Annotated in this window: 28 protein-coding genes and 1 tRNA gene; 7 read left to right on the forward strand and 22 right to left on the reverse strand. The window is 28.9% G+C overall.

Annotation, left to right across the window (positions count from 1 at the left end; translation table 11 throughout):
- Window positions 1-7: 7 nt before the first annotated feature.
- Window positions 8-397, forward strand: a complete 390-nt coding sequence (locus ABXT53_RS04565; RefSeq protein WP_415289899.1) for a DUF6165 family protein — start codon at window positions 8-10, stop codon at window positions 395-397.
- Here ABXT53_RS04565 and ABXT53_RS04570 read toward each other — a convergent pair.
- Genes ABXT53_RS04570 through speD form a run of 4 tightly spaced genes read right to left on the reverse strand, consistent with a single transcriptional unit; the run spans window position 391 to window position 3,755 of the window.
- The gene (locus tag ABXT53_RS04570) at window positions 391-1,065 is read right to left on the reverse strand and encodes an ABC transporter permease (RefSeq protein ID WP_415289900.1); all 675 of its coding nucleotides are present in this window, start codon (window positions 1,063-1,065) and stop codon (window positions 391-393) included. The two genes, ABXT53_RS04565 and ABXT53_RS04570, sit on opposite strands and share 7 nt — an antisense overlap.
- Window positions 1,065-1,757, reverse strand: a complete 693-nt coding sequence (locus ABXT53_RS04575; RefSeq protein WP_415289902.1) for an ABC transporter permease — start codon at window positions 1,755-1,757, stop codon at window positions 1,065-1,067. The genes ABXT53_RS04570 and ABXT53_RS04575 overlap by 1 nt, the downstream gene beginning before the upstream one ends.
- A gap of 45 nt (window positions 1,758-1,802) precedes the next feature.
- The gene (locus tag ABXT53_RS04580) at window positions 1,803-2,654 is read right to left on the reverse strand and encodes a transporter substrate-binding domain-containing protein (protein WP_415289903.1); all 852 of its coding nucleotides are present in this window, start codon (window positions 2,652-2,654) and stop codon (window positions 1,803-1,805) included.
- A gap of 60 nt (window positions 2,655-2,714) precedes the next feature.
- A complete protein-coding gene (speD, locus tag ABXT53_RS04585) occupies window positions 2,715-3,755 on the reverse strand; it encodes an adenosylmethionine decarboxylase (protein WP_415289904.1) in 1,041 nt (346 codons plus the stop codon).
- An 87-nt stretch (window positions 3,756-3,842) separates the two neighbouring features.
- On the opposite strand from speD, the gene ABXT53_RS04590 reads away from it, so the two are divergent.
- A complete protein-coding gene (locus ABXT53_RS04590) occupies window positions 3,843-5,876 on the forward strand; it encodes a bifunctional aldolase/short-chain dehydrogenase (RefSeq protein ID WP_415289906.1) in 2,034 nt (677 codons plus the stop codon).
- A gap of 1 nt (window position 5,877) precedes the next feature.
- On the opposite strand, the gene mtnA is transcribed toward ABXT53_RS04590, so the two are convergent.
- Genes mtnA through ABXT53_RS04610 form a run of 4 tightly spaced genes read right to left on the reverse strand, consistent with a single transcriptional unit; the run spans window position 5,878 to window position 8,738 of the window.
- Window positions 5,878-6,948 (reverse strand): S-methyl-5-thioribose-1-phosphate isomerase, encoded by a 1,071-nt coding sequence (gene mtnA, locus ABXT53_RS04595; RefSeq protein WP_415289907.1) that lies wholly within the window; start codon window positions 6,946-6,948, stop codon window positions 5,878-5,880.
- Between the two features lies 1 nt (window position 6,949).
- Entirely contained in the window at window positions 6,950-7,201 is a 252-nt protein-coding gene (locus tag ABXT53_RS04600) for a hypothetical protein (RefSeq protein ID WP_415289909.1), read from the reverse strand.
- Between the two features lie 17 nt (window positions 7,202-7,218).
- The gene (locus ABXT53_RS04605; protein WP_415289911.1) at window positions 7,219-7,869 is read right to left on the reverse strand and encodes a hypothetical protein; all 651 of its coding nucleotides are present in this window, start codon (window positions 7,867-7,869) and stop codon (window positions 7,219-7,221) included.
- Window positions 7,866-8,738: an S-methyl-5'-thioadenosine phosphorylase gene (locus ABXT53_RS04610; protein ID WP_415289912.1), complete on the reverse strand. Its 873-nt coding sequence runs from the start codon at window positions 8,736-8,738 to the stop codon at window positions 7,866-7,868. Before ABXT53_RS04610 ends, ABXT53_RS04605 begins: the two co-directional genes overlap by 4 nt.
- Before the next feature lie 41 nt (window positions 8,739-8,779).
- Here ABXT53_RS04610 and ABXT53_RS04615 point away from each other — a divergent pair, with 41 nt between their 5' ends.
- A complete protein-coding gene (locus ABXT53_RS04615; protein WP_415289913.1) occupies window positions 8,780-9,307 on the forward strand; it encodes an adenine phosphoribosyltransferase in 528 nt (175 codons plus the stop codon).
- A gap of 1 nt (window position 9,308) precedes the next feature.
- Here ABXT53_RS04615 and ABXT53_RS04620 read toward each other — a convergent pair.
- From ABXT53_RS04620 to ABXT53_RS04635, 4 genes are all read right to left on the reverse strand, one after another.
- Window positions 9,309-9,385 (reverse strand) — tRNA-Met (locus ABXT53_RS04620).
- Between the two features lie 65 nt (window positions 9,386-9,450).
- Complete coding sequence (locus ABXT53_RS04625) at window positions 9,451-9,678, reverse strand: hypothetical protein (protein WP_415289915.1); 228 nt, start codon at window positions 9,676-9,678, stop codon at window positions 9,451-9,453.
- Between the two features lie 41 nt (window positions 9,679-9,719).
- A complete protein-coding gene (locus ABXT53_RS04630; protein WP_415289917.1) occupies window positions 9,720-12,164 on the reverse strand; it encodes a GcvT family protein in 2,445 nt (814 codons plus the stop codon).
- Between the two features lie 46 nt (window positions 12,165-12,210).
- On the reverse strand, window positions 12,211-12,654 hold the full coding sequence (locus ABXT53_RS04635; RefSeq protein ID WP_415289918.1) for a cytochrome c: 444 nt from the start codon (window positions 12,652-12,654) through the stop codon (window positions 12,211-12,213).
- An 18-nt stretch (window positions 12,655-12,672) separates the two neighbouring features.
- On the opposite strand from ABXT53_RS04635, the gene ABXT53_RS04640 reads away from it, so the two are divergent.
- Window positions 12,673-13,200, forward strand: a complete 528-nt coding sequence (locus tag ABXT53_RS04640; RefSeq protein WP_415289920.1) for a cytochrome b — start codon at window positions 12,673-12,675, stop codon at window positions 13,198-13,200.
- On the opposite strand, the gene ABXT53_RS04645 is transcribed toward ABXT53_RS04640, so the two are convergent.
- Window positions 13,197-13,910 (reverse strand): class I SAM-dependent methyltransferase, encoded by a 714-nt coding sequence (locus ABXT53_RS04645; protein WP_415289922.1) that lies wholly within the window; start codon window positions 13,908-13,910, stop codon window positions 13,197-13,199. The two genes, ABXT53_RS04640 and ABXT53_RS04645, sit on opposite strands and share 4 nt — an antisense overlap.
- A 51-nt stretch (window positions 13,911-13,961) precedes the next feature.
- Between ABXT53_RS04645 and ABXT53_RS04650 the strand changes: the two genes are divergently transcribed.
- Genes ABXT53_RS04650 through ABXT53_RS04660 form a run of 3 tightly spaced genes read left to right on the forward strand, consistent with a single transcriptional unit; the run spans window position 13,962 to window position 17,291 of the window.
- Complete coding sequence (locus tag ABXT53_RS04650; protein ID WP_415289924.1) at window positions 13,962-14,915, forward strand: ADP-ribosylglycohydrolase family protein; 954 nt, start codon at window positions 13,962-13,964, stop codon at window positions 14,913-14,915.
- Window positions 14,916-16,235, forward strand: a complete 1,320-nt coding sequence (locus ABXT53_RS04655; protein WP_415289926.1) for an MATE family efflux transporter — start codon at window positions 14,916-14,918, stop codon at window positions 16,233-16,235.
- 36 nt (window positions 16,236-16,271) lie between these two features.
- Window positions 16,272-17,291 (forward strand): MBL fold metallo-hydrolase, encoded by a 1,020-nt coding sequence (locus ABXT53_RS04660; protein ID WP_415289928.1) that lies wholly within the window; start codon window positions 16,272-16,274, stop codon window positions 17,289-17,291.
- Window positions 17,292-17,511: 220 nt separating this feature from the next.
- On the opposite strand, the gene ABXT53_RS04665 is transcribed toward ABXT53_RS04660, so the two are convergent.
- From ABXT53_RS04665 to ABXT53_RS04705, 9 genes are all read right to left on the reverse strand, one after another.
- On the reverse strand, window positions 17,512-17,877 hold the full coding sequence (locus ABXT53_RS04665) for a TlpA family protein disulfide reductase (RefSeq protein ID WP_415289929.1): 366 nt from the start codon (window positions 17,875-17,877) through the stop codon (window positions 17,512-17,514).
- 45 nt (window positions 17,878-17,922) lie between these two features.
- Window positions 17,923-18,816, reverse strand: a complete 894-nt coding sequence (locus ABXT53_RS04670) for a DMT family transporter (protein ID WP_415289931.1) — start codon at window positions 18,814-18,816, stop codon at window positions 17,923-17,925.
- 23 nt (window positions 18,817-18,839) lie between these two features.
- Window positions 18,840-19,157: an AzlD domain-containing protein gene (locus ABXT53_RS04675; protein ID WP_415289933.1), complete on the reverse strand. Its 318-nt coding sequence runs from the start codon at window positions 19,155-19,157 to the stop codon at window positions 18,840-18,842.
- Entirely contained in the window at window positions 19,157-19,855 is a 699-nt protein-coding gene (locus ABXT53_RS04680; protein ID WP_415289935.1) for an AzlC family ABC transporter permease, read from the reverse strand. Before ABXT53_RS04680 ends, ABXT53_RS04675 begins: the two co-directional genes overlap by 1 nt.
- 18 nt (window positions 19,856-19,873) lie before the next feature.
- Window positions 19,874-20,932 carry an ABC transporter ATP-binding protein gene (locus ABXT53_RS04685; RefSeq protein ID WP_415289937.1) on the reverse strand — a complete coding sequence of 353 codons (1,059 nt, stop codon included), beginning with the start codon at window positions 20,930-20,932 and terminating at the stop codon, window positions 19,874-19,876.
- 5 nt (window positions 20,933-20,937) lie between these two features.
- Entirely contained in the window at window positions 20,938-22,557 is a 1,620-nt protein-coding gene (locus tag ABXT53_RS04690) for an ABC transporter permease (RefSeq protein WP_415289939.1), read from the reverse strand.
- 141 nt (window positions 22,558-22,698) lie between these two features.
- Entirely contained in the window at window positions 22,699-23,205 is a 507-nt protein-coding gene (locus ABXT53_RS04695; protein ID WP_415289941.1) for a peroxiredoxin, read from the reverse strand.
- A 130-nt stretch (window positions 23,206-23,335) separates the two neighbouring features.
- The gene (locus ABXT53_RS04700) at window positions 23,336-23,521 is read right to left on the reverse strand and encodes a hypothetical protein (RefSeq protein ID WP_415289943.1); all 186 of its coding nucleotides are present in this window, start codon (window positions 23,519-23,521) and stop codon (window positions 23,336-23,338) included.
- A gap of 7 nt (window positions 23,522-23,528) precedes the next feature.
- Window positions 23,529-24,548 carry an extracellular solute-binding protein gene (locus ABXT53_RS04705; RefSeq protein ID WP_415289945.1) on the reverse strand — a complete coding sequence of 340 codons (1,020 nt, stop codon included), beginning with the start codon at window positions 24,546-24,548 and terminating at the stop codon, window positions 23,529-23,531.
- Between the last annotated feature and the right edge of the window lie 279 nt (window positions 24,549-24,827).

The following is a 24,827-nucleotide window of genomic DNA, read 5'->3' on the forward strand; positions in this document are numbered from 1 at the left end:
AATTTTTATGAATAAAATTCTAGTTGAAGTATCTGTGGGTGAACTTTTAGATAAAATTTCTATTTTAGAGATTAAACAGGAAAAAATTAAAGATCCTGAAAGACTAAAATTTATTAATGATGAACACAGTATTTTAAAAGATCAATTAGATAACAATGTTAAATCTGATGAAAAACTTAATACTCTTTTTCAATCACTAAAAGATATTAATGCAAAATTATGGGTGATTGAAGATGACAAAAGATTGTGTGAAAAAAATTCTGATTTTACTGAAAACTTTATAAAACTATCAAGAGATGTTCACTTATTAAATGATGACCGAGCTAAGATTAAACTAGAGATGAATAATCATACAGGCTCTAAGATTAAAGAGATTAAAGAATATACTTCTTATTGAAAACTATATTTTTTTTCTAAATATTTTATCAGGTTGTGAATGATAAAAGTCATAAATAAATAAATTCCACCTGCTAAAAGAAACACCTCTAGTGGTTTATAAGTTGTTGATACAATATGTTTAGCAACACCTGTGATATCCATTAATGTTACCGTGCTTGCAAGAGATGTGCCCTTCATCATTAATATAATTTCATTACCATAAGCTGGTAAGGATTGCCTGATCGCTACTGGAATTTGAATTTTATATAAAATAATTTTGTTTGAAATCCCTAGACTTTTACCTGCTTCTATGATTCCAGGTTTAATAGTTTGAAAAGCTGATCTTAAAATTTCTGAAGTATAAGCTCCCGTATTTAAAGCAAATGCAATAATTGCACACCAATAGGGCTCTTTTAAAATAACCCAAAGAAAAGTTGATCTTAACCATTCAATTTGTCCAAGCCCATAATAAATTATAAATATTTGAACCAATAACGGAGTTCCTCTAAATAAATAAGAATATCCATATGCAAATTTATTTATAAATGGGTTTTTATTTAATCTTAAAACTGCAAATAAAAATCCAATAAATAAGCCAATGATTAAAGATGCTGATAATAATTTTAAAGTTATAACTGCAGCACTAAGTAGTTTTGGCAAACTTGTTATCATTAAATCAATATCCATTAAAAGCCCCTACTGTATTTAACTTCAAGTCTGTTAATTAGTTTCATGCTCAAAAATGTAAGCATCAAATATAAAACCGCAGCAAAACAATAAAAGAATAAAGGATCTCTAGTTGAACCCGCTGCAATATAAGATTGTCTCATGATCTCAACTAAACCTGTAACTGATATTAAAGATGTATCTTTTAAAGTGATTTGCCAAACATTGCTTAAGTTCGGAATAGCAAGTCTTAACATCTGAGGTAGAATTATTTTATAAAATTGTACAAATTTACTAACACCTAAAACTTTGGCAGCTTCAAATTGGCCTTTATCAATTGATTGAATAGCACCTCTAAATACTTCTGTTGAATAAGCCCCTGATATTATACCGATTGCAACAGAACCCGTAATAAAAGCATTAATTTCTATGTATTCAAAATATCCAAAAATTGAAGCAACATACATTATGGCTCCACTACCTCCAAAAAAGAAAAGGTAGATCACTAATAATTCTGGCACACCTCTGATTACTGTCGTGTAAGTATTGCCAATAAAATTTAGAAATTTATTTTTTGATAATTTAAGTGGCGTAAAGATTAATGAAAATAAAAAACCAATTAACATTGCAGTAACTGCTACTGCAATTGTCATTAGAGTTGCATAAAACAACTCGTCTCCCCAGCCTGTTTTTCCGAATGATAAAAGGTCCATATCGAAAGGGCGACTAAATAAATAGTCGCCTTTTCAAAATATTATTTACATAGAAGCGTCAAAGCCAAAATGCTTGATCGCTAATTTGCTGATGATTCCTTTTTTTCTAGCAGTGTTAATTGCTTTGTTGAAATCTCTTAGAAGTTTAGCATCTCTTTTACCTACCGTATCAGTTCCGCCCTGTCTAACCCCAACACCAACACCATTACCAAAAGCACCACCTGAAAAAGTAGGTCCAACTAGTACTACTGGTTTTCCTGATTTATCCGCATAATCAGTGAATGCAACTGCTGCAGCTAATGCAACATCGCATCTACCAGAAGTTAAATCTAAGTTTACTTCATCTTGAGTTTTGTAAGTTCTAACATTTACTTTACCTACATCACCAGACTCTAAAAAGTTTTGGTGAATAGTTCCAGTTTGAGTACAAACTGTTTTACCAGCTAAAGCTCCTGTAATTGTTTTTAAAGCTTTTTTTGCATCTCCATTAGGCTTTGAAAGACCAATTCCTGCAGGTGTATTCATACTTTCTAAACTTGATCCCTTTATAACCGCAAGAGATGCTACTTCGTCAGCATAACCTTGTGAAAAGGTAATTGTTTTTTGTCTTTCTGCAGTAATTGACATTCCTGCCATGATTGCATCAAACTTTCTCATTAACAAAGCTGGAATCATTCCATCCCAATCTTGTTCAACAATAGTACATTCATGTTTCATGATTGCACAAAGCTCTTGAGCTAACTCGACCTCAAAACCAATAAGAGCACCTGAAGCGTCCTTAGAGTTCCATGGTGGGTAAGCGCCTTCTGTTCCAATCTTTATTTTATCAGCGTAAACATTTCCGATGATTAATAAAGAAGCAAGAATTGTTAAAATAGTTTTTTTAAATATATTCATTATTTTCTCCTTTAAATTGTGACAATTATTTCACAAATTTAATAATTAAAAAAGAAAAAATTAATGATTTATTGACGATGAAAAGTTCCAAGAGCAATCAAAACTTGGGATATATACTCTAGATAATTTAGTATTTCCAAAGTGATGGTTAAATACATTGAGCCAGCTATCAACCTGCTTAGGCTTTTTATCCTGGCTTCCAACCTGAGCTGTAATCACACCTTTTGGTTTTAAAATTCTAATCAAAGATTCCATATTTTTAGCCGCAAGATCTATACAAAATTGATCATCATTTAAATCGACAAAAATATGATTGTATGTATCGTCATCTACAGATTTAATATTTTCAAACGCATCACCCCATACACATTTGACTGAATTTTTTTCAGTAGATTTTTTACTAATGTCTCCCAAATGTTTATTGCAAACATCCACGACTTCAGAATCAAGCTCATACCAATCTACAAAACTAAAATTTTTAGAAATACATTCTCTAGCAACGCCACCATCACCACCACCAATAATAGCAGCTCTTTCGCTATCTTTATTCAAGTTTAAACCAGCACCAACAAATGTAGAACTGTACAAATGCTCATCTGTTGTGGCTACTTGGATTTCTCCATCGATAAATAAAGATTTCCCAAACTGTTCTAATTCTAAAATTTCAATATGTTGACCCACTTTAGATCTAAAATCCTCAAGAACATCATTGACTACATATGATTTTTGTAAACCAGATGAACTATAAATGTCATGATAAAGTGACTTAGTGTCTCGATTAAATTCTTTTTTAACAATTCTTTTATGTTTAAATTCTTTTTTTATTATGTCGATTGCAACTGAAGGACTAATTTTCGCACAAGTAAAAAAATCAAAACTAATAATTCCTTTTTCTGGAAATGTGTGAAAGCTAATATGACTTTCAGCAAGTAATGCTAAAATTGTAAAACCCTGAGGTTCAAATTTATATTTAGAAATATTAAGAATTGTTACATCCGCTGCTTTAGCAATATCCTTGATAACTTTTTCAAAAACAGAAGAATCGTATTCTCTATCAGTTCCAATTATATCAATGGTTATATGCTCGCCTACTTTAGTCATTTATTTAATTATAATAAAACTTACTAAAGAAATTTTTTACTTCTTTCAAATAAAAAAATATTATATTACTAATTAAAGGTTAAAATTTTGAAAAATAATTGGTCTAATTTAGAAGCAAAAAAGTACATAGATAGGTATAAAAAACTTGGTCATTCAGAAGATATGGCTTTAAGAGTCTATACCACTAGGTTATTAGGAAGAAATAGTGAATTAGTTCTTCATGGTGGTGGAAATACTTCTGTAAAAACATCCATTAAAGATATAGATGGCAAAAATTATGATGTTTTATGTGTTAAAGGTAGTGGATGGGATATGGCAGAAATTGAACCTGCTGGTCTTCCTGCAGTTAAATTGCGTCCATTGCTGGCACTTAAAAATATAAAATATTTAAGTGATGAAGATATGGTTTCATATCAAAAAAGAAATTTAATAGATATCAAGTCTCCAAACCCATCAGTAGAAACTTTCTTGCATGCTTTCTTACCATTCAAGTTTGTTGACCACACTCATTCTGACGCAATAATGAATGTTACAAATAGAGCAAATGGAAAAGATTTATGTAAAAAAATTTTTGGCACTAAAGTAAGTATTATTCCATATGTGATGCCTGGATTTGGTTTGGCTCAAAAAATCAATGAGGTTTATTCTAAAAATCCTAATATTGATTGTTTAATCCTTTTAAATCATGGGATTTTTACCTTTGATAATGATGCTAAAAAATCTTATGATTTAATGATCAAATATGTATCGATAGCAGAAAGAGCAGTCAAAAAAATTAAAAGAAAGAAAATAAAACAAATAAAAAAATTCAACAACTCATTTAAACCATATGAAATTTCTCCAATATTAAGGGGATTATTATCTGAGACTAAAGATATTAAATTTATAGTAAATTATAGATCCAATAAAATTTTAGACTATTATATTAATGGTAAAGAAGTTCGAAGATATACTAGTCTTGGAACCGCTACACCTGATCACGTTATAAGAGTAAAACCTTTTCCATTAATTATCACACCAAAACCAAACTCTACAATTGAAGATTTTAAAAAATTAGCTGAAAAGAGTTTTGAAGATTATAGAAAGAAATATATCAAATATTTTTATACCAATAAGAAAAAAGTAAAAGACAAAAAAACAATACTTGATACTTCTCCAAGAGTAATATTAGTTCAGAATGTTGGATTATTCAGTGTTGGAGATAGTTTAGGTGCAGCTAAAATTGCTGGAGATTTAACTGAAACAAATGCTAGAGTTATTTCATCAGTTGAAGAAACTTCAAAATATAAGTTTATACCTGAAAAAGATCTATTTGATGTTGAGTATTGGTCTTTAGAACAAGCCAAGATTAAAAAAGTTAAAAAAATTCTCCAAGGTAATGTAGTTGTAATAACTGGAAGTTTTGGTGCAATTGGATCTGCTACTTATAAACTTTTTAAAAGTTATGGAGCTGAAGTAGTTTTGCTTGATTATAACTTGCAAAAAGTAAATGAAATGAGTTCCAAAATAAAAGAGCTCTGTTTGCATTGTGATGTTACAAAAAAAGAGAGTGTTAAAAAAGCTTTTAAAATTATTACAGAAACTTATGGGGGAATTGATATTTTGATATCAAATGCAGGAACTGCTATTGGAGGGTCAATTGCAGAAGTAGATGATAAAATTTTAAGACAAAGTTTTGAAGATAATTTCTTTTCTCATCAAAATTGTGCCTCTGAAACTATTAAAATAATGAGAAAACAAAATATTGAAGGGTGTTTATTGTTTAATATTTCAAAACAATCAGTAAATCCTGGTAAAAATTTTGGACCCTATGGACTACCTAAGTCTGCTTTATTAAATTTATGCAAACAATATGCAGTTGATTACGGTTCTCTTGGAATAAGATCAAATGGAGTAAATGCAGATAGAATAAGAAGTGGTCTATTAAGTGATGGTATGATCAAATCTAGAGCTAAAGCTAGAGAAATTTCTACAGATGAATATATGAGAGGAAACTTACTTTTAAACGAAGTAAAAGCTGAGGATGTAGCAAAAGCATTTTTTCATCTAGCAGTTTCAAAAAAAACAACTGGCGCTGTATTAACTGTTGATGGTGGAAATATCGCTGCCTCTCTTAGATAAATTATTTAAATAATTTTTTAAGTCCTTCAGAAGAAGCTTCGGAAATTCCTTTTTCTGTAATTAAACCCGTTACATATTTTGCTGGCGTAACATCAAAAGCTAAATTCAATGCTTTGCTTTTTTTAGGATAGATTAAAACTTTTTTTATTTTATTATTTTCATCCATACCCTCAACATGAGACAGTTCTTCTGAATTTCTTTCTTCAATTGGAATATCTTTGCCCTCTTTAATTTCCCAATCAATGGTTGAACTTGGTAGTGCTACATAAAATGGTACATTGTTGTCATGAGCAGCCAAAGCTTTAAGGTAAGTGCCTATCTTATTACAAACATCTCCATTAGATAAAGTTCTGTCTGTTCCAACGATACACATATCAACATCACCTCTTTGCATTAAGATTCCACCTGCATTATCTGCAATAATTGTATTTGGAATATTTTCTTCATTTAATTCATATGAGGTTAAATTTGCACCTTGGTTTCTAGGTCTTGTTTCATCAACCCAAACATGCACCGGAATACCCTTTTGATGAGCATGGTAGATCGGAGAAGTCGCTGTCCCCCAATTGATAGTTGCTAACCATCCTGCATTACAATGAGTTAAAATATTAACTTTTTTTTTGGTTTTGTTATAAATTTCCTCAATTATCTTTAATCCATTAAGTCCAATATTTTCACAAAATTTTTCATCTTCATCACATATTTCTTTAGCTTCATTTAAAGCAATATCTAAAATTTGATCACTATTAATGCCTGATAATTTTTTCATCATACGATCTACAGCCCACTTTAAATTTATAGCAGTTGGTCTTGATTCAATTAACTCTTCAGAACTTTTTTTAATAAAATCTGGATCGTTATTTTCCTGAACTGCCAACGCCATTCCATAGGCCGCTGTACCACCAATCAATGGCGCTCCTCTTACTTCCATTACTTTAATGGCATTAATTGCATCTTTGACTGTTTTTAAACCTTTAATAATAAACTGATGTGGAAGTTTTGTTTGATCAATTATTTTAACAACATTATCTTCATACCAGATAGTTTTGTATTCTTTACCTTCTATTCTCATCTTAATAAATTTCTTTTAAATATTTTTTTATTTCTTCGCTTCTTAGATCTTCATTTGCAAAACATTTAGTTAATGTTATTCCGTGATAACCTCCAAGCATGACCTTGCCTTTACATTTTGTATCACTCAAATCTATAAATTTGACAGTTTTTGAATTTGATAAAAATGAAAGTGTTTTAGTATTTTCAAAAGCATCTTTTTCGTGCGCATAAACTAATACTTTGTCTAACTTATCAACTTTAATTAATGACATTTTGTAATTTCTCCAATTTACCCAACCCTTATGTTGTTTTTTTTTGCATATTTGCCTGATCTAGCTGGAGCAAATCCAACAACACCATCAATTAAATTTGGATAATCAGATTTTAATACGAGAGATGTCCAGGCTCCTGCAGAAATTCCAGATAAAACTATATTATTAAAACCTTTGGCCACAAATTCATCAATTTTTAATTTCATAGCTTTTGTTCGTCTATAAATTACATTCTTCTTTAATAAAAGCTCACCATTTTTATCTTTGAGATTTAAAACACTTTTTGGATCCTGATTATTTTTGTCATATACATCCCAAAAATAATCTTCTTCTTTTTCTGTCCACGCGTGCCCTATGCCATAACACAAATGATAAACTCTTACTGTAAAGTCATTTATAGTTATTCCGTCAAGCTGATAAATTGCTGGAGGCACTTTATTCCATTTTTTTGTACATTTTTCTCTTCGATCAGTAAGTTGTCCGTGTGCATAAATAAGAATTATTGTTTTATCTTTAATGAACTTTATGTCTGACAAATAAGATTCACCTTTATTGTTAATAAAAGAATTAAATTTAGATAATATTTTTAAATCTTTTTCAAATTTTTTATCTGCGTATGCTTGGTTGGTGAATAATAGAAAAATAATTAAAACTATAGCTTTTTTCATTTATTAAGAACTCTACCAGCTACTGTTTTAAGTTTATCTATTGTTTTTTTGGTTCTTTCTTCAGGTGCTGTAATTATTGCAACATCCAAACAATTATTAGTTGGATCGTTTGGATCAATATAATTTTCAAAATTGTCAATTAAATTTTTAATCATCACTTTTGCTTTTTCAGCATTACCTAATAAAACTTTTATAATTTGTTTAACATCAACACTCTCATGATCTGGGTGCCAACAATCAAAATCCGTTACCATTGAAACTGATGCATATCTAATTTCAGCTTCTCTTGCGAGTTTTGCTTCTGGCATATTCGTCATTCCAATTACATCTGCTTTCCATGACCTATATAAATTAGATTCTGCTAATGTTGAAAATTGAGGACCTTCCATTACAACATAAGTTCCATTTCTTTGGTGGTCTATATCTGATTTTTTAATTGCATCCTCACAAGCATTCATTAACCCATTTGAAGTTGGGTGTGCCATGGACACGTGAGCAACAATTTCATCATCAAAAAAAGTTTTTGTTCTTGCAAAAGTTCTATCGATAAATTGGTCTACTATTACAAACTTACCAGGTGGTAAATCTTCTTTAAGAGATCCTACAGCTGAAACTGAAACGATGTCTGTTACACCAAGTTGTTTAAGTGCATCAATATTTGCTCTAAAATTTATATTAGATGGAGAAACAAAATGCCCCCTTCCATGCCTTGGTAAGAAATAAACTTCCTTATTATTATAATTTGTTTTTAGAATTTGATCAGATGGTTTTCCCCAAGGAGTGTTTATATCAAGTAATTCTCGCTCTTGAAATTCTTCAACATCGTAAAGACCACTACCACCAATTATAGCTAATTTATTTGTTGTCATATTCAAAAATATATTTATCTATACTTTTACAATAAACTATTATGAATTTAAAAGATTTTATTAGGTCAATTCCAGATTACCCAAAAAAAGGTATTTTATTCAGGGATATTACTACTTTAATTAAAAATGAGGACGCATTTGCAGAATCTATTAATCAAATTGTAGAAAGATCAAAAAAATTTAAATTTACAAAAATTGCTGCAATTGAATCAAGAGGTTTTGTTTTTGCTTCTGCGGTTTCTTATCTATTAAAAAAACCATTTATATTACTTAGAAAAAAAAATAAACTACCAGCAGATGTCCATTCTGTAGATTTTGAACTAGAATACGGAACAGCTACAATAGAAGTTCATAAAGATTCTCTTGATGAAAATGATACTGTGCTAATTGTTGACGACTTGATAGCAACAGGTGGGACAGCAGAAGCTGCCGCTAAACTTGTTGAAATCTCAAAAGCAAAAGTTGCAGCATTTATTTTTGTTATTAATTTATTTGATCTTGGTGGATCAGATAACTTGGTAAACAATAATTATAAAGTTGAAAATTTAATTGATTTTCCTGGACATTAATTGGTAGCGGGAAGTGGAATCGAACCACTGACCTCAGGCTTATGAGTCCTGCGCTCTAACCGACTGAGCTACCCCGCCACTTAATTATCGTTGATTTATAATAGATTTTTATTTTAGTGCAATCAAGTATTTGAAAGAGTTGTTTACTTTAAGAACGTGATCAAAGCTCCTAATAAAAAAAGTCCCAATATAACAAAGCTATAAAAAATGATTTTTCGTTTTATTTCATTTTTTTGATCTATTTTCACTCTGTTAAGTAATTTGTTGATATCAACAACTTGTCTTTCACCTATGTGCTGTACTTCAGATAATCTTTTTGTATTTATATTTTGATCAATTAATTTTTCATTATGAAAATACACTTTTCGCATGTCATTATTTAATCACCAATTATTTAGCTTCACAACTAAAATTATAAAAATCTAGCTTGTTTATCTTTTAGGGGAGTGATCTCTACTAGTGCTGGTAATTTTTGTTTAGCAACTTCAATATATAGATCCATTTTTGAAAGTTCTTCATTTGAATGTGATGAACTTACATATCCAAAAGACAGGTTTTTTTTATAATTAAAGGAATAATTCCCAGATGTGGTTCTTCCTATAATTTTATCTTCAAGATAAATTGGCTCTTCATTTAATAATAGAGGTGTTCCTGGCTTACTATTCTTTAGTGATAACATAATAAATCTTCTGTTTTGTATTTTTTCTTTTATTTTCAATAAGCTTTCTTTACCAATAAAATTGGTCTCTTTTTTATAGCTTATTGCAAAATTTAACCCTGCCTCGTATTGATTTTCTTCAGGTGAAATATCATGACCCCAATGTAAAAAACCACTTTCCATTCTCATAGTATCCATGGCATGTGAGCCACAGTGTGATAAATTATGTTTTTTTCCTTCTTCAATAATTAATTGATAAATTTCTTTAGCATCTTTATTCTCTATATAGAGTTCAAATCCTAATTCACCCACATAAGATAATCTTTGGGCCCAAACTTTTTTTGAACCAATGGTTACAAGTTTTCCATAACCAAATTTAAATGTTTCATTGCTAAAATCATCATTTGAAATTTTTGAAATTAAATTTCTACTTTTTGGTCCAAAAATTCCCAAACAAACAAGATCATCAGTAATATCTTTAAACTTTAAATTTTGTGATAAATGTTTTGTAATATGGGCTTTATCATGGGTTCTTGTTGCAGCTGAACTTATTATTCTAAAATTATTTTTATCAATGCAAATAACGGTTAAGTCTGTTTCAATTCCTCCAGCATTATTCAGCATTTGTGTATAAGTTGATCTTCCTATTTCATCTTTAATGTTAGCTGTGCATATTCTTTGTAATTCACTGTGTGCTTGCTCTCCTTTTATTTCATATTTTGAAAAGGGAGAGAGTTCAAACAAACCAACATTAGTAATTGTATTTTTTGTTTCAAATTCAACTGAAGGGTACCAGTTTTGATAATCAAAACTATATTTGTATTTTGCTTTTTCATTATTTTTTGCGTACCACATAGGTCTTTCGTATTCACCAGATACACCAAAGCACGCTCCTTCTTTTTTTAATTCTTCATGATAGGGTAATAGTCTTTGATTTCTTGAAGTGTTATGCTGTTTATAAGGCCAGTGCATTCCATATAGGTCACCAAGAGTTTCAGTTACCCTTTCCATAATAAATTTTTTAGATGAATGAAATTTTTGAAATCTTTTAATATCAAGTGAAAATAAATCTTCATTCATGTATCCATTAATCATCCATTCAGCTGTAACTCTTCCAGCGCCACCAGAGCTTGCAATACCGATACTGTTAAACCCACAACATGTAAAAAGATTATTAACTTCAGGAGTTTCTCCTAAGAGATATTGAGTATCTGGTGTAAAAGATTCAGGTCCTGAAAAAAATTTTCTAATTCCAGCAGTTTCTAACATGGGTAATCTTTGAAATGATTTTTCTAAATAAGGTTCGAAGTGATCAAAATCATCTGGAAATTCTCCAAATGAAAAGTCCTGTGGGACTACTCCTTTGTCTTTAAAGGCAGGTTTTGCATTTGGTTCAAATATTCCAACTAACATTTTCCCCGCATCTTCTTTTAAATAAAGACAGGAATTATAGTCTCTTAAAACTGGTAAGTTTTTAGGTAATTTATCTAATGGTTCTGTAATGATATAAAAGTGTTCATTTGGATATAATGGAATACTTACACCAATATCCTCTCCAATTTGTCTCGACCACATCCCGGTTGCAATTACAACATATTCACAATCAATTTTGCCAAATTTCGTTTGAACACCAACAATTTTCTTGTCTTTAATTAATATTTTTTCAACAGGAGTTTTCTCAAATATCTTAGCTCCTTCCATCTTTGCCGCTTTAGCCAATACATTAGTAACCCCTATAGGATCTGCCTGACCATCTTCTGGCATATAAACCCCACCTAAAATATCATCATCATTTATAACTGGATAGAGTTCTTTTATTCTTTTTTTGTTAACGCTTTCAACGTTAACATCAAACAATTGCGCAGCTGTCGCTTGTCTTAATAATTCTTGTAATCTTTCAGGTGTGCTTGCAACTGTAATTGCCCCATTTTGTTTTAATCCCGTTGATAATCCAGTTTTTTCTTCTAATTCTTTATAAAGGTTTAATGAATATTTTCTAAGACGTGTAATTGTAGCTGACGCTCCTAATTGACCAACAAGACCTGCGGCATGCCAAGTAGTTCCTGATGTTAGCTGATCTCTTTCTAATAATACCGTATCTTTCCAACCATACTTTGCAAGGTGATAAGCAACAGAACAACCTGCAACACCCCCTCCAATTACTACTACTTTTGCTGATTTTGGTAATACGGCTGACATTTATATTTAAACAATATTAAAATTTTCAAATACAAACAACTAAATCTTAATGTTCGGCTCTAAATTTAGAGTGACAAGACTTGCAGCTACTCCACATATATTTTCCAAGAGTTGCTTTCATATCTTCTGTTTCATCAATAACAGACGTTAGCTCAATCATATTACTTGAAGCTTTTGTCATTAGTAAATTAAATTTATCTTTATTTTCCCAAATAGAAGGCAAAGCTTCTGTTTTAAATCCTACTTTTGAATTTTCAGGAAAAAGATCTAATAATCTTTTATAATTATCACTCATTTCAATCATTAGTTTTTTTGCTTCATCTATATCTCCATTAGAAGCAAGACTATTAACTCTTTTTGCAGTTTTATAATTTTTACTAAAAATAGATTTTCTTTCTTGAATAATTTCTTCTACAGTTTGTTCTGAAAAAGCGCTGAAACTATAAAATAATATAAAGATAAAAAATAAAGTATTTTTAATTGTTGTCATAATGTGTTTAATTTAAAAATGTCTATATTAAATAATAAAGTAAAATATGGATTACTTAGTAAATTATTCCATTGGCTAACTGCCGCAGGATTAATAATTCAAATACCGCTTGGCTTTTATTTGGTAGATTTAGACTTTGATCAAACTAGAGTTGATATAGAAAATTATCATATATTATTTGGATTAATCACATTTTACGTAACTTTAATAAGACTGATCTTTAAAGTATTAACGCCAATTCCTGATTTTAAGGGAAGTGCTTTTCTAGGGCAAAAATTTATAGCAAAATTAAATCACTTATTATTATATTTGACTTTGTTAACAGTCACATCTTCAGGAATCTTAAAAAAACTATTCAATGGTGAAAGCTTGGTTATTTTTTTTAAAAAAATTAATTTAACTTATAATTATGAGCTTTCTGAGCAGTTTTATTCAGTTCATATACTAGCAAATTATGCATTGATTGGATTAATTGCATTACATATTTTAGCAGTACTGTTTCATAAATTTTTTTTAAAAGAAAATATTTTAAAGAGAATTAATTAAAATTTTGTAAATATTATGCACTTGAGTTTGTCATTAAATGAAATATTTTTTTTATATTTAAGATTAATCTCGTTAATTCCATTAGAAATTTGAAGTGAGCTAAATTTTAATAAAGTGGATATATAACGCTGCTTTATCATTTTTAAATATATGTTTTTTTTAATATTTACTTTAAAATTAAATTTAGTAATATTTTTTTCAATATTTAGTTGAAGTAGTTTTTTCCAAATAAGAATATCTCTTTTGAACGACTGGTTAAGTTTCTTCTTCATCAAAGAAAATGTAGGAATTTCATTATTTTTTGTATCTAAAGTTAAAATTAAAATAATCCCTCCCACTTCTAAACTGGCGTATGAATAGCTTAATATCTTCTTAATATCTTTTAAGTTAAATAAGTGAATAGTTTGTTTAATCAATATTAAATCAAATTTCTTTTTATTATCTTTAAGATATTTAATTGCATTTGTTTTTTTAAAGGTAATTCTTTTGTCAAAATCTTTGTGATTTTCAATATCAAGTCCAATGGGCTTATTTATTAATTTGAGCTTAGAAGATAATGAGCCCATTATCTTACCACGACCACATCCAATATCTAAAATTTTTGAGTGTTTAGCTAATTTTTTTTGTTTTAGTAAAAAATTATTGAAGGACTGAATATATTTTGTAGATGAAATCCAAGTTTTGTTATCCCAATTTTTAAAACTTAACATTACTTAATTTAAAACACTTTAACTTATATTTAAATAAAGTATTAGTTATTGATGTTTGATAAGTTACATATATTTCTTGGCGCAACTGTTGCAGATGCAGCAGCAAGACCTTTGCATTGGGTGTACGATGAAAAAAAACTTAAATCTTATATTAAAGGAAAAAAGAATATTGCTTTCTTTAAGCAAAATAGATCTCCATTCTATTCTATTAAAACAGGAGAAGTTTCTGGTTATAACGATGTAGGTCAGGTAATGTTTAAAACATTAACTAAGACATCTAATCATAAAGAAATCATTAAACTTTTTAAAAAAAATATTGTCAAAAATTTTGGACCAGGTTCAAAATACTGGAAAAATTTATCTTTAAGAAAAAAATACAAAAAAATTAAATGGAAAACAGCTATGAAGGGCCCCTGGATTCATCAAAATATCCTAGAAACTATTAAAAATATTAAATTAAAAAAAGATATTACAGGTGGTATTAAAGTTAACGAGTTTGATGGGTATTGTGCGAGTCTACCCTTTTATTTTTCAAAAAATTCTGACCAGAAAACAAAACAAATTATAAGAACTGTTGCTAATGGCAAGATTAGCGAACAATTTGCTTTGGCAAAACTTAAGATTATTGATTTAGCTGATAAAGGAGACAAGGATCCAATTAATAGTTTTTTAAGAAAAAATATAAGAAACAAATATTTTAAAAATGTTATTGAAAACATCAAAAAAGTTAAAAGAATTAAGTCAAAACCACACAATTTTGTTGTAAAGAAATTTGGTAAAGCATGTAGTTATCCAGGTACTTTTAATGGTGCAATCCATGCAATCATCACCTCTAAAAGTTTTAAAACTGCCATTGTAAAAACAATTAAAGCAGGTGGATGTAATTGTTCTCGTGCTAATTTTGTAGGTGCTTATTTTGCAGCTTACAAAGGTATAAAAGGTATTCCTCAAGATTGGATTAAAAAAACAAATCCTGCTAAATCTATACTGAAGTTTATTGCTTAAATGCAAAACCCATCACTTAAATACATTTTAAAATTATCTATTCCTATTTTTTTTGCTAACTTGGCTATTCCACTTGTTGGTATTATTGATACCGGTTTAATGGGTAATCTTGGCAATTTATCATACTTATCAGCAACTTCCGTTGCTGCTAATTTATTTTCTATGATTTTTTGGAGTTTTGGTTTTTTAAGAATGGGAACTGTTGGTTTGGTTTCGCAAGCTTATGGTAAAGAAGATTATACAGAAATATTTAATATTGTTGTTCGAAATTTAGTTTTTGTTTTACTAATTTCATTGATCTTAATTTTATTACAAAGTTATATATTCAATCTAAGTGTGGGTATCTTTAATTTATCAGACACTACTAGGCAATTTTATCAGGATTACTTTCAAATAAGAATTTATTCAGCGCCTGGTGAGTTAACACTTTACATTATAACCGGTTTATTTGTTGGATTACAAAAGACCAAAATCTCAAGTTTAGCCGTTGGTCTTTTTTCAATTCTAAATATAATTTTAAGTATTATTTTAGTTTCAAAATTTAATTTAAATATTAAAGGGGTTGCTTATGGGACTTTAATCTCAGCACTTTTAATATCCACAACTTTTCTAAGTTATACATTTTGGTATCTAAATAAAATGTCTAAAATTTATATCAACTTTAATAAATTAATAGATCTTAATAAACTTAAAAACATTTTTAATATTAATCTAAATATATTTATTAGAACTATATTATTAACCTTTTCATTTTTTTGGTTTACTTACCTTGGCAGTCGAATTGGTGAAGACTATATTGCGGCAAACGCCATCTTGATTAACTTAGTTTTTTTGTCTGCTTTCATTCTTGATGCTTACGCATTTTCAACTGAAGGTATGGTTGGATATTCTTTGGGTAAAAAAGATATAGGTTTGTTTAAAAAGATTGTTAAAAACTCTTTTATTTTAAGTACACTTACCGGATTAATTATTTCAATAATTTATTTTTTTATTAACAAGTACGTCATTGAATTAATGTCTGATATTGAAAGTATTAGAAATCTAAGTTCGTCTTATGCTATATGGCTAATACTTATGCCCTTAATTTCATCATTTTGTTATCAATTTGATGGAATATTTATTGGAGCTTCACAAACAAAAGAACTTAGAAATGCGATGGTTTTCTCAGTATTTTCTTATTTATTAATATCTTTATATTTAACAAAAATAATGGGCAATACTGGAATATGGATTTCCTTGTGTTTGTTCATGGTGTTAAGAGCATTATCTCTATTTTATTATTTAGACAAAATTTATTTAAGTTTTGGTACTATTAAATAGATTCTACTATTCTTAATATAATGATAATGTATTCAAATGTTATTTCGTCAATTATTTGACAAAAGTTCAAGTACCTACACTTATTTAATTGCTTCTGCTAAAGGTAGGGAGGCTTTAATCATTGATCCTGTATTAGAAAATGTTGAAAGATATACACAGCTATTAAAAGAGTTAGATTTAAAATTAGTAAAAGTAATAGATACACACATACATGCAGATCATATCTCGGGGATTGCAGAACTAAGAGATCAAACAAATTGTGTAACAATTATGGGTGATAAAACACCAGTAGATGTTGTATCTATGCAAGTATCAGATGAAGAATTAATCAAAATTGATGGTCTAGAATTTAGAGCTTTATTCACACCAGGTCATACATCAGAAAGTTTTAGTTTCTTAATGAATGATAGGGTTTTTACTGGTGATACACTATTAATTAGAGGAACTGGAAGAACTGATTTTCAAAATGGTGATCCGCAAGATTCTTATAATTCTATTTTTAATAAATTATTAAAATTACCTGATGAAACTTTGGTGTATCCAGCTCATGATTATAAAGGAGATACTGTAAGTACCATTTTAGAAGAAAAAAAATTTAACCCACGGCTGCAAGTAAAGTCAGTTAATGAATATATAGAAATTATGAATAATCTTAATTTACCTGACCCTAAATTAATGGATGTAGCAGTTCCTAATAATTTAAAACTTGGAATAGATCTTGATAAACAAAAAGTTAATAACGGAATTGAACCTAATGAGTTTAAAAATTGTTTATTAGAAAAAGATATAATTTTAATAGATCTTAGAGAGCAAAATGAACTAGATAAAATTGGAAAGATTAAAAATAGTACAAGAGTTTCTTTCCCAGAAATTAATGATTACTTAAATAAAAATAAAACTAAATTACAGAATAAGAAAATTTTGTTTTATTGTGCTATTGGTCAAAGATCTACTCTGGCAGTACAAATATCAAAGTCTTATCAATATAATAAATGCTTACATTTAATTGGTGGTCTAAAAAACTGGAAACAAGCTGGTTTAGAATTGATTAAATAAATTTAATTATGAATGTATTTATAATTTTATCATTACTTGTAATTGTAATCGGGATTATCTTGTTAGTAGCTTCTCCATCAGTATTATTTAAATTGAACTGGGAAGAAAAAACAGGAAAAGACAAAATCCTCATGTTCTTGTTTTATGGTATTTTGGTTTATATAATAAATATAATTTTTTGGATCGCCAAATAATCATTAATAAGCTTTATTATTCGAGATTAAGATTTTATTAATTCGTAAATTTTAGCTTTATCCATTTGGCCAATGCTTCTCTGTACTTCTTTATTATTTTTATAAACAACAATAGTAGTCCAATAATCAATACCTAATTGTTTTGCTATATCGATATCTTTAGTTTGCTCAAAACTTAAAAAAAGAACATTTTTAAATTCTTTTTCAGCTTGATCTAGAATTTTTATCTGTGCTTTACAAGTTGTACAAGTTTCATTCCAAGAATTAATAACAACTGTTTTTCCTTCAAGTTGAGCTTTTTGAAAAATTTCATTATTAAAAGTTGTGCTTTTATCGACCGCAAAAGCTTTAATTGTAAATAATGCAAAAATTATAATTAATATTTTTTTCATGTGATAATCATATGTCTTAAAAGTTCGATTAACAAGATTTTGATTTTATTTTATAACCCCAATCTTTTTTTGTCTTGAAATAATAATTAATCCACTAATAACAATTATTAAAGCTCCTATATAAGTATTAGTTAATGGCACCTCATCAAATAAAAAATATCCATATAATATTCCCCATAAAATAACTGAATATCTAAATGTTGATGTGACAGAAACTAGTGCGATTTTGATTGTTGCTATTGAAAAAATGTAGCCTAATGCTAGAAAAAAAGCAGCAATAAATAAAATAAATATATCCTTTAAACTAAAATCATAAAATTTATAAATACTTAACAGGCCAAAAAGAGCTGTAACAACAAAACAAGTCATAAATGCAATTTGTAGACTAGGATAATCTTTTTTAAAATTTTTTGTATACATGTCTCTAATCGAAAGCATAATTGCTGCAATTATAGGAAAGATAAAATAATAACTAGTCTCTAATTTTCCAGGATTAATTACCACCACCACACCAACAAAACCCAATAACACTGCACTCCATCTTCTCCATCTAACTTTTTCTTTTAAAAATATTGCACTAAATGCAGTTAATAAAATTGGTGCCATGCTTAATAAAATATAAACATTTGCAAAGGGTAATAGAGCAATACCAATGAAAAAAAATAAAGCTGCTAAAGATTCTAAAATGCCTCTCACTCTCAATTCATTTGAAGTAAAGATTAATTTAAAACTAAGTTCTTTCTTAATATAAAGAAATAATAAAATGAAAAGTAATGTAAAAATACCTCTAATAAAAATGATTTGGTTTAAAACAAATATCTCATCATAGTTTTCATAAATAATTTTTACAAAAGCGTCATTTGTTGCAAATGAGAATTGACATAAAAGCATATAAAATATGCCAAGTAAATCGTTGCTAACTTTAAATTTATGAAACATGAGAGGTTTAATTATAAGCTTTTCTATTGGTAATATACAAAAATTAAAAACCAATAAGAAATAAGTCCCGCAAATATTGTGGCAATAATACTTCGACTAAAATAACCAATAATTATTGCAAATATAGAAGCTAATATTTTTGGATTATTTTCAATATCTATTGCGCCTGCACTATCTAGGAATATTGGTGGAAAGATTATTGCAGGGAAAATTGCAGAAGGTACATAAGAAAGTATTTTTTTTGTCTTATCGTTTAATATGTCCTCTTTTAATAAAAAAATCATAGAGAACCTTGTTAGATAAGTAATAATTCCACAATAAATAATTGTCGACCAATGCATTAATTTTTCTTTAAAGTTTTCAAAGTTAATAATGAAGCAATTAGTAAGGCAGCTATGGCTGCAACGATAATATATGCTTGAAATGGTATTGTATTGTAGCCAATAGTTGCGACAATGCCTGATACCAACATCACAATAATATTTTTAAATTTTCTAAAATCATTAATTAACAAGGCCAAAAAGGTTAAAGAAATAGTAAAACTTAAACCTAACTCTTCAGGTATAACTGATCCTAGAATAATACCTAACACTGTTGATATTTGCCAAACTATCCAACAGGTAAAGCCAGCACCTAATAAGTGGTAATGTTTAAATTCATTTTCTTTATTCTTCTTAAAATAAGTATTTGAGACAGCAAATGCTTGGTCAATTAACACGTAAGACAAAATTATTTTCCACGTTAATTTTAAATGAGATAAATATTCTGAAAAAACTGCCCCATATAATAAGTGTCTAGAATTTACCGCACCAACAGAAGTTATTGTAACTAAAGATGAAGCTCCACCTGAAAATAACTGAAGTAAAACTATTTGAGAGGCTCCACCAAAAATTATAATGGACATTCCAAATGTCATGTACGCACCCAAACCTAATTCCATACCAATAACACCATAAATAATTCCAAATGGAACCACAGGTATCATTAAAGGACTTACGTCTATTATTCCTCTAGATAAGGTTTTTAGTCTATCATTCATATTAAGTTAAGTTTTGTATTAGAAACAGACTATATGATCAATATTAATTGGTCTCTTGATACCAAATTTTTCATCTACTTCGTGTTGATGAATATGGTGAGAGTGTACAAAGACAGGTATTAATTTATTACTCATAGTTTTAAGAGTATAGATAAAATTTGTTCCCCTAAATTTTCTATCAACAACTTCTAATTTTAAGTTGCTCTGATCATCATGCTCTAGATCTTCTGGCTGCAGTAAAAGTTGAACTTCAGATCCTTTTGGATAGTGCTTTATAAAGTCTCCAGTTATTGTTCCAAGATCATCGCTTTCTAAACTATTTTCACCAGTAACTTTTGCTGGAATTAAGATCCCTCGATTTAAAAAATTAACCACCTCTATAGAGTTTGGAAAGTGGTAAACATTATATGGATCATCAAATTGTTTTAATTGTTCGTCAAGAATTATTCCACATTTTGTACCCAAGTAAAAAGCTTCGTACGAGTCATGTGTAACGATGATTGTTGTTATTTTTTGTTCAGTTAAAATTTGTTTCAACTTAACTTGAATTTCTTCTTTAAAACTTTGATCTACATTTGATAAAGGTTCATCTAATAATAATAAGTCTGGGTTAGATAATAAAGATCTGGCTAAAGAGGCTCTTTGCGCTTCACCAGAACTTATTTGATGTGGAAATTTATCAACTACATGATCAATATGAAGAAATTTAATTATCTCATTTATATTTAATCCTTTTTTCTTCTTTTTGTTTCTCTCTGCACCAAATTTTATATTTTCTAAAACATTATAATGAGGAAAAAGTGAATTATCTTGAAAGGCCATTGATATGTTTCTATCTTCAGGTTCCACATGAACATCTTTAGAAGAAAGTAGTTTATCTTTTAATATAATTTTTCCAGAATTAATTTTTTCTAAACCAGCAATTGTTCTAAGAATTGTAGTTTTGCCAATTCCAGATGGACCTAATAAACAAATAATGTCTCCCTGATTTTCAATAGTTAACGAAACATTACTTACTTTGTTTTGTGCACTAGCAGTAAACGTTACATTATCAATTTCTAGAAAAAATTTTGTCATATTTTTTAATCTTTAAGAATATATTTAGATGTAATTAATATAAAGAAACTTGCAATAATTATAAGAAATAATGATGGGGCTGCTGCGGCCTCTAATAAATCCTGAGATGCATAGATATATGCCTTTGTTGCAAAAGTTTCAAAATTAAATGGTCTCATAATTAGCGTAATTGGTAACTCTTTAATGATTTCAATGGCTAATAAAATTCCTATCAATAAAATTGAATTTTTTAAATATGGGACATGTATGTTTTTGAATGTCTTGAATTTAGTATATCCAAGCAGATATGCACCTTCATCAATGGAATAATTAATTTTTAAATATCCTGATTTAATTCCATTGCTTGCTAATGAATAAAATCTAATAAAGTATACCAAAACTAGGCCAAGAATAGAGCCTATAAAAATTGGTTTTATACTGTTCATTTCAAATTGACCTAGAACACTATTGTCAAACCATGAGATAAAGGTAATGAATGCTACCGCTAAAATAATCCCTGGTATTGCATATCCTGATATTGAAAATGTAGTTAGTGCTTCTAAAAATTTACTTTTAGAAACTCTATTCCCATAATTTGAAATAAAAGCTAGAGCAATTAACAAACAGCTAGATAAAATTACTAAAATTATAGTATTTGAAAATAAGTTAATTAAATCCAAATCAGCTAAATGTTTTGGAAAAATAATTGTCCAATAAAGCATTTGTAGAACAGGAAATAAAAAACTTATAGAAAAAACTAACATGCAAAAAGAAAATGCTAAAAATGATTTATATCCACTTAAATTGATAACTGATTTAGATTTAAATCCACCCTTAGAAGATGTGTGATACTGGGCTTTTTTTCTTGAAAAATTTTCCAAAATAAACAGTCCAAGTATAAAAATTAATAGGTAAAATGATAATCTGTTAGCAAGAGTAAGATCATCAAAAGAAATCCAAGCATTATATATTCCTGTAGTAAAAGTAGATATGCCAAAAAAAGATACAGATCCGAAATCTGATAAAGTTTCCATTGCAACTAACGACAGACCAGCAACGATAGCAGGTCTTGCAGAAGGAAGTATTATTTTAAAAAAAGATTTTTTTTTAGAAAAGCCAAGATTTTTTCCAAGTTCTATTAAATTTTGTGACTGATAGTGAAATGATGTTCTGGTTAAAACATAAACATAACCAAATAATGAAAATGATATTGAAATTATAGCACCAGTCATTCCATCAAATTTAGGAATATGAGAATTATAATTCCCTTCTCCAAATAAATTTTTTAAAATTGAAAAAGCTGTTCCATAATTTTCAAAAAAAGCAGTTAAGGAATATGCATAAATATATGCTGGGACAGCAAAAGATAAGATCAAAGACCATTTAAAGAAATTTACACCTGGAAAATTATAAAATGAAACTAAGTAAGCGCATCCAACACCAATTATAAATGTTAAAAATAAAACTCCTATTAAAAGTACTAAGGAATTATAAATATAATCATAAAGAAAAGTATTTTTTAAAATTAAACTATAGTTTCCGGTGGTTTCAAAAAAACTGCTGAATACTGTTAAAATTGGAGCTGCCACTACTAAAGAAATAAGTAGAGATGCTGCATACCAAATATTTATTTTTCCAAATCCCATATTTTATATTACCTTAATAATTATTTTTAAGAAACTTCCCTTGTTACCAAGGGAAGTCAATACCAACTCTAAAACCAATTTGAGAGAGAGATTATAGAGCTAATTCTTAAAAATTTCTTATACGCTTTAAGTTTTCAGCTTTTATTGTTTAGATAGATATTCTATGCAGTTTTCGGGAGTTGTTTGATCGTATGGATCAGGATCACTTCCATCATTATTCATACCGTCCTCTTGCCACCATTTTTCAACCACACCATCATTAATAATTGCACTATATCTCCAGCTTCTTTGACCAAAGCCTACGTGTTTCTTATCAACTAGCATGCCCATTGCCCTTGTAAAATCTGCATTTCCATCAGGTAATACCTTAACTTTTCTCAATTTTTGTTGATCGGCCCAAGCATTCATAACAAAGCCATCATTAACACTAATGCAATAAATCTCATTAATTCCTAGGCCTAACAATTTGTCATAATTTTCTTCAAATCCTGGTAACTGTTTTTCAGAACATACCGGTGTAAATGCGCCTGGTAATGAAAATAGTATTATCTTTTTATCTTTGAATATATCTTCAGTACTAACATCAACCCACTTTCCAATTTTTCTTGTCTTCAAAATTACGTTTGAACATTTTTTTCCTTCTATCATTCTATTCCTATTATTTTTTAAGTGTTTGTTTAATTGAACTACTTGCATTTGAATTTTTTAGTGCTCATAGTTAAATTAGGTAGGGTAAATACCTTTTGTAGAGCTATGAGCACAATCATTAAAAAGAAAATTATGTATTAAAAGGAGAGAGGATATGTGCAACCTCTTTATCTTCAATATCTGATAATTTTCTATTATTTATTTTTCTATTAATTTTTTCACACTCTGCTGCACATGGGTCACAAGCTTTCAGAGATTGAGACCCATTTATGTCAGAAGATTTATCTAAATCAATATTAAATAAATTCTTTTTCACTAACTTATTACTTCCAACTTGCAGCTAACATACATTCTAGTGCTGTAGCTTGTTGTTTTCCATAATTAGCAACTTTAGTTTCTAAATCTTGATTGTATTCAAGACCCATTTGTTTAACTAATGCATGAGGCTCAACACCATCAATCATTGGATATTCAAATGTATTATTAACTATGTGTTCTTGCGCTTCTTTAGTTAATAAAAACTCAAGTAGTTTTTTTGCATTATCAGGATTTGGTGCAGTTTTAATTACCCCTCCTCCACTAATGTTCATGTGAGTTCCTCTATCTCCTTGGTTGGGGAAAAAAGGTAAAACTTTTTTAGCAGCTGCTTGTTGTTCAACACCTTTTTTTCCAGATAGCATCAAAGCATAATAGTATGTGTTAGCTACTGCTAAATCAGCCTCACCTGCAGCTACAGCTAAAATTTGAGCTCTATCATTTCCTTTAGAGTCTCTAGCCATGTTAGCCACAACACCTTTTGCCCAAGAACAAGTTGCTGCTTTACCATTGTTTTTTACTAATGATGCAACAAGAGATTGGTTGTAGATATTGTTAGATTTTCTTATAACAACTCTACCTTTCCATTTTGGATCAGCAAGACCTTCGTAAGTCATACCGTTAAGTTCATTTGCGTTTACTCTTTCTGGTGAGTAATACATAATTCTTGCTCTCTTAGCTATTCCAGTCCATTTAGCAGTTCTAAAGTTTGCTGGAACTGCAGCTTTAATTGTAGCAGTCATAGAATTTTGAAACATTCCTTTTGCAGCGAACGCACCTAATCTTCCTGCGTCAGCAGTAATATAAAGGTCAGCCTTTGAATCAGCACCTTCTTCAGTAATTCTTTTTTGAAGAGCTTTATCTTTACCAGATACAACGTTTACTTTAATTCCAGTTTTAGCTGTAAATTTTTCGTAAAGTTGAATATCTAAATCGTAATGTCTTGCACTGAATACATTAACTTCAGCAGCAAACGTCATGTTTGCAAATAAAGCCATGAAAAATGCAATAATTGTGAGTTTTTTCATTGTTTGTCCATTGTTATGTTGTTTTAATTAGATTAGAATGCTTATTATTAGCATTGCGAATGATTATCAATCGCACTAAGTGTCGCATTTTTTATACTTTAATTAAGATAATATCAGGATAAGCAAATTACTCACAAAAGACAGAGAGATAACAAAACCTGTAAAAAAATTACAATACATTAAGGTAACAGTGCGATTTCTAATCCTTCTTTTTCTTACAAAGGGCTTATCATCAAGATCTGAAATATCTCTTTCACCAATAACCTTATAATCATAAGT

Origin of the sequence: Candidatus Pelagibacter sp. Uisw_136 (assembly GCF_047720275.1) — a bacterium.
Taxonomy (GTDB): Bacteria; Pseudomonadota; Alphaproteobacteria; order Pelagibacterales; family Pelagibacteraceae; genus Pelagibacter.

Excerpts from the sequence above, each read along its gene's own strand:
- ABXT53_RS04565 (WP_415289899.1), top strand. The coding sequence starts at position 8 with ATGAATAAAATTCTAGTTGAAGTATCTGTGGGTGAACTTTTAGATAAA.
- ABXT53_RS04630 (WP_415289917.1), bottom strand. The coding sequence starts at position 12,164 with ATGTCAGCCGTATTACCAAAATCAGCAAAAGTAGTAGTAATTGGAGGG.
- ABXT53_RS04690 (WP_415289939.1), bottom strand. The coding sequence starts at position 22,557 with ATGGGATTTGGAAAAATAAATATTTGGTATGCAGCATCTCTACTTATT.
- ABXT53_RS04695 (WP_415289941.1), bottom strand. The coding sequence starts at position 23,205 with ATGATAGAAGGAAAAAAATGTTCAAACGTAATTTTGAAGACAAGAAAA.
- ABXT53_RS04570 (WP_415289900.1), bottom strand. The coding sequence starts at position 1,065 with ATGGATATTGATTTAATGATAACAAGTTTGCCAAAACTACTTAGTGCT.
- mtnA (WP_415289907.1), bottom strand. The coding sequence starts at position 6,948 with ATGAGAATAGAAGGTAAAGAATACAAAACTATCTGGTATGAAGATAAT.
- ABXT53_RS04600 (WP_415289909.1), bottom strand. The coding sequence starts at position 7,201 with ATGTCATTAATTAAAGTTGATAAGTTAGACAAAGTATTAGTTTATGCG.
- ABXT53_RS04660 (WP_415289928.1), top strand. The coding sequence starts at position 16,272 with ATGTTATTTCGTCAATTATTTGACAAAAGTTCAAGTACCTACACTTAT.
- ABXT53_RS04575 (WP_415289902.1), bottom strand. The coding sequence starts at position 1,757 with ATGGACCTTTTATCATTCGGAAAAACAGGCTGGGGAGACGAGTTGTTT.
- ABXT53_RS04665 (WP_415289929.1), bottom strand. The coding sequence starts at position 17,877 with ATGAAAAAAATATTAATTATAATTTTTGCATTATTTACAATTAAAGCT.
- ABXT53_RS04680 (WP_415289935.1), bottom strand. The coding sequence starts at position 19,855 with ATGAATGATAGACTAAAAACCTTATCTAGAGGAATAATAGACGTAAGT.
- ABXT53_RS04645 (WP_415289922.1), bottom strand. The coding sequence starts at position 13,910 with ATGTTAAGTTTTAAAAATTGGGATAACAAAACTTGGATTTCATCTACA.
- ABXT53_RS04580 (WP_415289903.1), bottom strand. The coding sequence starts at position 2,654 with ATGAATATATTTAAAAAAACTATTTTAACAATTCTTGCTTCTTTATTA.
- ABXT53_RS04625 (WP_415289915.1), bottom strand. The coding sequence starts at position 9,678 with ATGCGAAAAGTGTATTTTCATAATGAAAAATTAATTGATCAAAATATA.
- ABXT53_RS04615 (WP_415289913.1), top strand. The coding sequence starts at position 8,780 with ATGAATTTAAAAGATTTTATTAGGTCAATTCCAGATTACCCAAAAAAA.
- speD (WP_415289904.1), bottom strand. The coding sequence starts at position 3,755 with ATGACTAAAGTAGGCGAGCATATAACCATTGATATAATTGGAACTGAT.
- ABXT53_RS04705 (WP_415289945.1), bottom strand. The coding sequence starts at position 24,548 with ATGAAAAAACTCACAATTATTGCATTTTTCATGGCTTTATTTGCAAAC.
- ABXT53_RS04655 (WP_415289926.1), top strand. The coding sequence starts at position 14,916 with ATGCAAAACCCATCACTTAAATACATTTTAAAATTATCTATTCCTATT.
- ABXT53_RS04650 (WP_415289924.1), top strand. The coding sequence starts at position 13,962 with ATGTTTGATAAGTTACATATATTTCTTGGCGCAACTGTTGCAGATGCA.
- ABXT53_RS04675 (WP_415289933.1), bottom strand. The coding sequence starts at position 19,157 with ATGCATTGGTCGACAATTATTTATTGTGGAATTATTACTTATCTAACA.
- ABXT53_RS04605 (WP_415289911.1), bottom strand. The coding sequence starts at position 7,869 with ATGAAAAAAGCTATAGTTTTAATTATTTTTCTATTATTCACCAACCAA.
- ABXT53_RS04610 (WP_415289912.1), bottom strand. The coding sequence starts at position 8,738 with ATGACAACAAATAAATTAGCTATAATTGGTGGTAGTGGTCTTTACGAT.
- ABXT53_RS04635 (WP_415289918.1), bottom strand. The coding sequence starts at position 12,654 with ATGACAACAATTAAAAATACTTTATTTTTTATCTTTATATTATTTTAT.
- ABXT53_RS04685 (WP_415289937.1), bottom strand. The coding sequence starts at position 20,932 with ATGACAAAATTTTTTCTAGAAATTGATAATGTAACGTTTACTGCTAGT.
- ABXT53_RS04670 (WP_415289931.1), bottom strand. The coding sequence starts at position 18,816 with ATGTTTCATAAATTTAAAGTTAGCAACGATTTACTTGGCATATTTTAT.
- ABXT53_RS04640 (WP_415289920.1), top strand. The coding sequence starts at position 12,673 with ATGTCTATATTAAATAATAAAGTAAAATATGGATTACTTAGTAAATTA.